The sequence below is a fragment of the Scytonema hankhaensis NUACC26 genome (assembly GCF_045865695.1).
In the GTDB taxonomy this organism is placed as follows: domain Bacteria; phylum Cyanobacteriota; class Cyanobacteriia; order Cyanobacteriales; family Nostocaceae; genus Scytonema.
This window is the reverse complement of sequence record NZ_BAACAP010000213.1, coordinates 76,895-84,384: the sequence shown is the minus strand read 5'-3', so window position 1 is coordinate 84,384 and position 7,490 is coordinate 76,895. Positions and strand designations below refer to the sequence as shown.

Below are 7,490 nucleotides of genomic sequence, written 5' to 3'. Positions count from 1 at the left end.
GGGTAAATCCCAATAAGGCACAGCAGACGTAAATGAAAAAGTAAACCACACAGCAGGTGATGGGATTATAGCCAAAGGAAATAGCCAGGAGATAGATAAAGAAGAGGCTGAGCCAGAAACAAATGACGGCAGCCAGACTGAGCGCGATCGCCCTTCCCCGTGTCGGTTGAACGAGCATTATAACTAGGGCAACCATAATAACTTCAGCCCCTGTCTCATAGGCAGAAGGATAGGGGAAATCGACATGGTGAACAATGGCGATTACCATTCCGATCGCAATGCCCATACCCACAATTTCGAGCGCCCGCTTCATCGGTATAGACGTGCGCTTCGGGAAGGTCAAGAGTCTCCTTCGCTGATGGGTTGCAGCAACATTCACTTTATAGAGCAGTCGATTTTGCAGCGATCGCAACTCCTGGGTAAATTGGATCAGAAGCTGGAGCAATTGAAAGAATTGTAACGTTTCTGAGGTGCTGTATTGACTAATTTCTCCGGTGGAGCGCAGGTAATTAAGTTTATCTTTGATAATGGCTAAGTCTTGCTCTAGTTCAGAGCGATCGTGATTGAAAGAATGGGACGTATTGGCGATCTGCGCTTCGCAGCAGCGCTTCGCTATCGTGCTTAACTCATCACAGCTTTCTTCCAGATGTTGAGCAAACTGATTTAATTCAACCCTAAACTGACGGGCTAACGTTTGCTCATTTCGATCGACAAGAGCCAGCATATCTGCCAATTGCCGGGAAAGCTGGCTTTGATTCGTCAAAATTGCACTCCAATTCTCCTCTGTTAGTTTCTGACTCTGAAATTCAGACGTGGCTTTTGTCAGGGTTGTCAGGCTGGCTTGTGTGGTTTTTGTCAGCCGAGCGAGTAGCGAGGCTGGCGGCACGAAGGCGGGAAGAACGGGAGTATGATTATTTTCGGTGTTCTCTAACTGGGAAGACATGGCATACTGATTCACGATTAAGTGAAACAAACGGGGTACACTTTGCAAAAATTGTTTTAAGTTTCTGGTTAACTCAGTGCGAGTATCCTGTCGCCAAAAGAGCAGGGCTACGGCAATTCCTACCGAAACGCCAATCGAGTTATCAATCAGACGCGATTTTAGATACAGCCATATATCTTGCTGATTTGATGTCCCAACTGCTCTCATTGCAATCAGCGTTCCCAGCAATGTTGCTTGAGAATAGGCTGCTTGCCAGCGATAGGTTTCACAAATTAAGGCAGATAGGATGAAAGTAATCGGCGGAATGATAAATAAGCCTGAGCCATAGAGACCAAATGAATTCACCAAGATAGCAGCGATGAATCCGCCCAAGGCACTGCCGCCGACCCGTCCCAGACCCGCGATGATTGCACCCCCTGCGGCGGGTTCAATCAGAACAGAGACATAGCCAAAAACGGGATAAACGTAGTTATCCAATAGATCTGCCCGATGCCAGAAGAAGCTACCCAATAATCCGGCACCAAGTGAAAATTTCAATCCCTGTTTGACGATCGTTGAGTACTGAGTATCCAAGGAATTTGTTTCTCCTCTAAACTTCAACCGGAAATGTGACCCATCGGATCGTTTTCGAAATTGTAGGACGATCTTTTATTCACTCGTTGATTGCGCGTTCAATAGAATAGAGCAGTAGAGCAAAGAATGTGACTAACCAGAACCAAAGCTGAGGCGGTTCACTGAAGACGATCGAGACGAAAACGATCGCCGCCGCAATCACCCACCACTTCAACCACCAATCCCACCACTTCGCCCGTCTATTAGAATGTTGCATAGCATGAGGCTCCAATTAAAGATTAGTATCCGTATACTCCCGTAATCCAACGAAAAGCGGGAGTTAAGTAACTGAACAGCGATCGCTCCTCAATTACAGCTTTGACATCGGCAGTTGTCCCGTCTGTAATTGCTCTGGGCGCTCCCTTACCTTCAGTCCACTTAAAGCCACTGGGTGTATGAGGGTCAGTTTGGAGTTCCAGGAGCACCTTCGTCACGCTGGCGTTTATCGGTTGAGGCTTATCGCGATCGTCCTTATCTCGTCCCAGTAAGAGCTTCTCTGCCAGATCCTGGCTACCTACCACACTGGATAATTCAGATGCGGTGACTGGCTGTTGAGCTACTTCAATGACCTTTGCAATGATGCCGCCATACCGTTCGCGCTCGTACAGATCGGGAATCACTTCTACTTCCATTCCTGGCGCTAACCGCTTCGCATCGCCAACTTTAAACAGCGCTACCACATTCGTTTTGGCATTGGGGTTATCGACTGCCAGCCTGCCGATGCGACCACTCGGAGGCACTACTTCACCTGAATTGACAGAAATTTCCTCAACTTTACCGTCGTAAAGACTCACTACCTGGCTATTGGCACGAATTCCGGCTTGTAAGGTATTAATGTCTCGTTGCTGGTCGGAGATCGCATTATATCGAGTGACATCACTGACGGTATCTTGCAGGTCGATGCCGCGCTTCTCAGTCGCCAGCTCCTCATTCGCTGCCATCAGGGTTTGTATCTGTGCCCGCAAGCTCTCATCCTCTCCCTTAAGACGATCGAGAGCTACTTGCGTCTGATTCACAGAATTGGCAACTTCTTGTTGACTGAATTGAAAGTAATAGGACTGAAAGCCAATGCGGGGTACAGCACCCTCTACTACTAGTTTGTTGTAAGCAGACAGTCTCTCATCCGTAGATGCTTTAAAGCTATGCAGGTACTTAAGGTGATCGAGGTACGCTTCTCGCTGGCTCTGATTGCTCGCCAATTGCACCCGCAGCGATTCAATCTGACCCAAATTTGCCTGACGCTTCTGTGCTACAGCGATTGAATTGAGTTGACTACGATTCGTTTGAACAGAACCAATTTGGTGGTCTTGTGCCTTGAGATCTGCAAGGCGATCGCGCTTGGATTGCAATTCTGTCTCCAGTTCAGGAAACTCCATCGTTGCTAATAGTTGCCCTTTCTTGACAGAATCACCTGGTCGAATATTCAACGCCAATACCCGACCCCCTTCACGCGGTTGAATCGCAACGCTGGAGCGAGGAATCAAAATACCTGCCCGTCCCTCAGCCCGATTGGGAATCTTCCCAAACACTCCCCAAAGGACAAAGGCGATGAACAGCACTCCAACCGGAAGTAATCGCAGCCGAATTTCCCCGCTCTTTTCAACCGCGTTTAGCTCTTGAAGTCCCGACTCAGACCGATCGGGTTTAATTTCGGGTTTATTCTTGTCCTTAGTTTCAATGCGAATAGTAGTCATAGTCAATTCTAGTAGGTTAGTCTACGGACGAAAACCTTGCTATGGATTCAATATAGACAATTGACCCTCTGTTGTCGTCCACTCTGGGTTGACATTTTTGTTCAATCGAGTGATGGATAAACCTGTCCATCTCGTAGTGGAAGGTTGTCTCCAACTTTAGTTGAAGTCTAAAGCCAATCTAAAGGGGAAAAGGTAAAGGTTCACTCCCCTTCTCCTTTTCCCCACTTACAAACTGACAATTCCACGCTTAATAGCAGTAATCACGGCTTGTGTGCGCTGAATCTTGTAGGATAAAGAGTCCTCTCATACTCAAAAGCACCGCGATAGATTTGAATCGGTTTAAACCCGCGCCCAACATTTATCTGCGGAAATCCGCAGATACAAAACTTTATAATCCTTTATGCGATAAGCGGAGCTTAACTGTAGCAACCTGTAATACTAATCGCTCAAACCTGCAATCAGGGCTTTTCCAAACCAGGATTATTTGCAACTCTAATTACGCTTCAGCCAGGATTAATTGTAACTGAACCAGGATTAAATGCAACCAACCTGCAATCATCGGTTTCAGCCAGGATTATTTGCAACTATAAATTCTGTTTTTGAAGATTACGTTCTCAAGCGGCTTAGAGTGGCAGTCCTGCCGCTAGCATTTGAAGAGTGCAACTCACGGGCAAGTGTAGGATCGAGTTGCCCACTAAACAGCGATTTAATTTCACTTTTGTTTGGCATTGAACTGTTCCGCCAAGCCCCTCACATTGTAGCCGTGCCCGGTTAAGGTGGGTTCCAAATCGACCGTTTTCTTTACTGCTCATTGCAGTTAATCTTGGCTGAAGCACAATTGTAGTTGCAATTAATTGGCTCTTTCGGAAAGGGTATGCTAATGTTCATTCTGAACAATTTAGTCGGGTGTAAGTAGCCCAAAAGCTTTAAAAATCGGTTAGTCTACCTTACAGATAGCATACTCAAGCCTGAGTAGCCGATTAATTCGGCTTGAAAAACACCTTGATTGCAGGTCGCTACAGCTAGGTTAGTGATAATTTCAAGAAGGGAAAGCACGAGAGATGCAAGCAATGAACGTTCAAATCGTCCATTTTTCTGAGACTAAGGTGGCAGCTATAGAACACTGTGGGCCGCCGCATCTCGAATACGAGACTGTTCAAAAGCTCATGGAATGGCGGCGGGCAAATCGACTGCCTCCCGCTCGCCACCGTAGTTACGGAATTCATTACAACGATCCACGCAGTACACCGCCTGAGGAATATCGAGTGGACTTCTGCATCTCAGTGGAAAATGACATTCTGGCGAATCCGCAAGGCGTGGTGAACAAAATCATTCCGGGCGGTCGCTGTGCTGTGATGCGGCATTTGGGTTCGCGCGAGAACGTATCACCGGCATCCTACCTTTACGAGGTCTGGTTTCCCAATAGCGGGGAAGCGCTGAGAGACTTCCCGATCTTTTTTCACTACGTCAACGTCGGACCCCATGTACAGGAGCACGAGATGATTACAGACGTGTATCTGCCATTGCGCTAACAGTTCTGAACACCATCTTGTTTCGCCAACGGTAGATGTCGTTGAAAAATCCGGTGTTGCATAGATGTGGGATGAATCATGTTAATACGGGTATTTTCTGATTGTCCTTTACAGATCATAAGCATTGCAATGCTTTCAGCCTATTTGCAATAATCCTGGATGAGAGCTATGATTACTACCTGGTTGCAAATAATCCTGGTTCTGTTGCAGTTAATCCTGGTTTTGCAGCAGTCTTAGTTGCAAATAATCCTGGTTTGAAAAAGTCGGGAAGTGCTGGTTTGAGCGATTAGTATTGCAGGTCGCTACACGTACAAGTAATCGAGGGATGCCACCTAATTATTAAACCCAGTCTTGATGCCCCAGTCCCCAATCCCCAATCCCCAGTCCAGGTCTCTACAAATGTAGTGCGAGAGCGCAAAAATTTTTTAAGAACTTGACCAATAGACGGACTATTTTGACTCGCCATCTTGACAAACGACTGACATTGTGTTTTTGGGATTTGCGGTAACCACTGCGATCGCAATCCCCAGTCCCCAATCCATTACATTCTACCAGATGTTTTAGCAAATTCTCCGAGAATTATCTATGGATGGCTGGGTCTACTCGCCCATCTCAGTATTAGTTGCAATCTATATCTCGGTATATGGCATTTCTCCCTTTGGTTTATATAAATAACAGGTGGAAATGCCACACGGTGGAGTGATTATGAGTTCGTTAATTTAGTATTTTTGTACTACTTTTTGGAGGTCTCTGGACGCAGGAATATCGCTGCGTGACAATCGTATTGATGTATTCTTTTAAATTCAATAACTTTACCGCTGCCTTTTGAGCAATGGCAAGTGATTTTGGTAGAACTATCAACCTTATTTATCCACGAGTGCGGCAATTTTTGAGGAAAGACCTAGAAAAATTGTGACAAGTTGTTTGGCATCGAACGAGTATGTACGAGAGGACCGTTTGCGAGGTATTCAAGCTCCTCAGAGGTCGAGCGGCGTCCTAGAACCGCGTTGCGATGAGGATGACGACCAAACCTTGCAATTACGTCCCGATGTCCGCGTGCTTGCGCGGCGGAGAACTCTAGCAATGGGCGATACTCCTGTGGTGCCAAGAGAACCAGATCTGAGGCAAGCTTGACCGCCAGATCTAGGTTTTTCAGATCCTCGGAATGTCCTAGAGGCAGGAAGAAGAAAGTTTTTTCCCTTTCTTGTCAACAGAGCTGTGTAGTGACCAAGATCTATCCCTTCAAGAGTTAGCCTGCAAGCATAAAGGAATGAATGCGAATGCTTGAGCAGTTCCTCGATGAATCGTTCGGGAGAACTGGTCGAGGACGACGATAAGTGCGAGCCGCGAGCGGGGTTCACTAGACCAAGCGTCAAGTTCACCCCGCTCAGCTCGTTCTAACAGTGGTGAAAAATACTTGATTATATCGGCAGGAGCACTTGAGCAAAACCACCATTCCCACTGACGAACCATTGCTGCTAAATTGCTTGTTAGTTGGTTAGGAAACCAAAACTGAAGAACGTCTTCAAATCCTGACGTTTTCAAAGCGAACCTCCCATGACCAATGCATTTTTATCGCTGAGCAACATAGATAAATTTTTCTAAATTTCATTTCTATCCTTAAATAAAATTAAACCCTTTATAGGATTTATGCAGTCGGAAAAAGTCTTATAAAGTCAGGATTTAGTAAGAAAAGAATCAGTCAATTATAAAGCGTTCGCCCAGCCGCGCAAGCTGAAAGAGCGCTTATCGCTTCGCGCTCTGCATAGCGGCAGATCGCATTCAACAGATGAACAGATTCCTGTATTACCGACGCTTCAAGACTTACTGCTCTCAAATGTTCAGGTGCTTGTCGTTGATGATGATACAGACACTCGTGAGTTCGTCGTCTTTGTTCTAGAGCAAGCTGGAGCGCTCGTCACTTCTGTGCCATCGGCTCTAGCTGCATTGTCAGTTATCACCCAGTTAAAATTCGATGTGCTAGTTAGTGACATTGGAATGCCAGAAATGGATGGTTATATGCTCATGCGCCAAATTCGGGAAATAGAACAAGGTAAGCAAATTCCGGCAGTTGCCCTTACTGCCTATGCTGGAGAGATCGATCGGCAGCAGGCACAATCAGCCGGATTTCAAAAGCATATTTCTAAACCAATCGAGCCAGAGACACTTGTACAAGCAATCGTGAGTTTAACTCAAAAGCTCAATCGATAAAGCCATAACGGTTTTTTGAGCTAGTTCTGAGCAAAAGAGTTACGTAGCATTACTTACCTTTAAGGTTTCCAAACGCATTAATAATATATAAACTAATGCTTGAAACCACATAGAGCCAGTGTTATGGGTAGCAATTGGGGCGCGAGTATAGTGACACGTGGAATTGTTGATTATTTTGAGTTTTCACAAAGCCCGTGATGGGGATTGAACTCATGACCTCACCCTTACCAAGGGTGTGCTCTACCACTGAGCTACACGGGCAAATTTTACTTGGAAATCAAGAGTTAGGAGATCGGAGTTTTGTTTATTACTCATTTCTCTTAACTCTATTGCAGGTGGGCCGGGCTAGATTCGAACTAGCGTAGGCGCAAGCCAGCGGATTTACAGTCCGCCTCCATTAACCACTCGGACACCGACCCGTGTCACCCACGATTACTAATGTTAGCACAAGCTTTGGGAAATGCAAGGGGGAGGGAAGAAAAATTTTGGATTGGGGAT

Annotated in this window: 9 protein-coding genes and 2 tRNA genes; 4 read left to right on the top strand and 7 right to left on the bottom strand. The window is 46.1% G+C overall.

The window, feature by feature from the left end; all coding sequences use genetic code 11:
* The 3 genes from ACKTT2_RS27825 to ACKTT2_RS27815 all read right to left on the bottom strand — a co-directional run.
* Window positions 1–1,516, bottom strand: a 1,516-nt coding sequence (locus tag ACKTT2_RS27825; RefSeq protein WP_407892692.1) for a hypothetical protein, incomplete at its 3' end; no start/stop codon positions are given.
* 79 nt (window positions 1,517–1,595) lie between these two features.
* Window positions 1,596–1,772, bottom strand: coding sequence for a hypothetical protein (locus ACKTT2_RS27820; RefSeq protein ID WP_407892690.1), 177 nt, complete (start codon window positions 1,770–1,772; stop codon window positions 1,596–1,598).
* Between the two features lie 22 nt (window positions 1,773–1,794).
* Window positions 1,795–3,249, bottom strand: a complete 1,455-nt coding sequence (locus ACKTT2_RS27815) for an NHLP bacteriocin system secretion protein (RefSeq protein WP_407892688.1) — start codon at window positions 3,247–3,249, stop codon at window positions 1,795–1,797.
* A gap of 538 nt (window positions 3,250–3,787) precedes the next feature.
* Here ACKTT2_RS27815 and ACKTT2_RS27810 point away from each other — a divergent pair.
* The 3 genes from ACKTT2_RS27810 to ACKTT2_RS27800 all read left to right on the top strand — a co-directional run bounded on the left by ACKTT2_RS27810 (window position 3,788) and on the right by ACKTT2_RS27800 (window position 5,071).
* Window positions 3,788–4,024 carry a hypothetical protein gene (locus ACKTT2_RS27810; protein WP_407892686.1) on the top strand — a complete coding sequence of 79 codons (237 nt, stop codon included), beginning with the start codon at window positions 3,788–3,790 and terminating at the stop codon, window positions 4,022–4,024.
* Between the two features lie 295 nt (window positions 4,025–4,319).
* Window positions 4,320–4,781 (top strand): AraC family transcriptional regulator, encoded by a 462-nt coding sequence (locus ACKTT2_RS27805; protein WP_407892684.1) that lies wholly within the window; start codon window positions 4,320–4,322, stop codon window positions 4,779–4,781.
* Between the two features lie 101 nt (window positions 4,782–4,882).
* Window positions 4,883–5,071, top strand: a complete 189-nt coding sequence (locus ACKTT2_RS27800) for a hypothetical protein (RefSeq protein ID WP_407892682.1) — start codon at window positions 4,883–4,885, stop codon at window positions 5,069–5,071.
* Between the two features lie 611 nt (window positions 5,072–5,682).
* Here ACKTT2_RS27800 and ACKTT2_RS27795 read toward each other — a convergent pair.
* Window positions 5,683–5,922: a DUF924 family protein gene (locus tag ACKTT2_RS27795; RefSeq protein WP_407892696.1), complete on the bottom strand. Its 240-nt coding sequence runs from the start codon at window positions 5,920–5,922 to the stop codon at window positions 5,683–5,685.
* A gap of 101 nt (window positions 5,923–6,023) precedes the next feature.
* A complete protein-coding gene (locus ACKTT2_RS27790) occupies window positions 6,024–6,326 on the bottom strand; it encodes a DUF924 family protein (RefSeq protein ID WP_407892680.1) in 303 nt (100 codons plus the stop codon).
* 300 nt (window positions 6,327–6,626) lie between these two features.
* Between ACKTT2_RS27790 and ACKTT2_RS27785 the strand changes: the two genes are divergently transcribed.
* Entirely contained in the window at window positions 6,627–6,992 is a 366-nt protein-coding gene (locus ACKTT2_RS27785; RefSeq protein WP_407892678.1) for a response regulator, read from the top strand.
* Between the two features lie 189 nt (window positions 6,993–7,181).
* Here ACKTT2_RS27785 and ACKTT2_RS27780 read toward each other — a convergent pair.
* Both ACKTT2_RS27780 and ACKTT2_RS27775 read right to left on the bottom strand, forming a co-directional pair.
* A tRNA-Thr gene (locus ACKTT2_RS27780) sits at window positions 7,182–7,253 on the bottom strand.
* A gap of 75 nt (window positions 7,254–7,328) precedes the next feature.
* Window positions 7,329–7,411: transfer RNA gene (locus tag ACKTT2_RS27775), tRNA-Tyr, on the bottom strand.
* Window positions 7,412–7,490 lie beyond the last annotated feature (79 nt).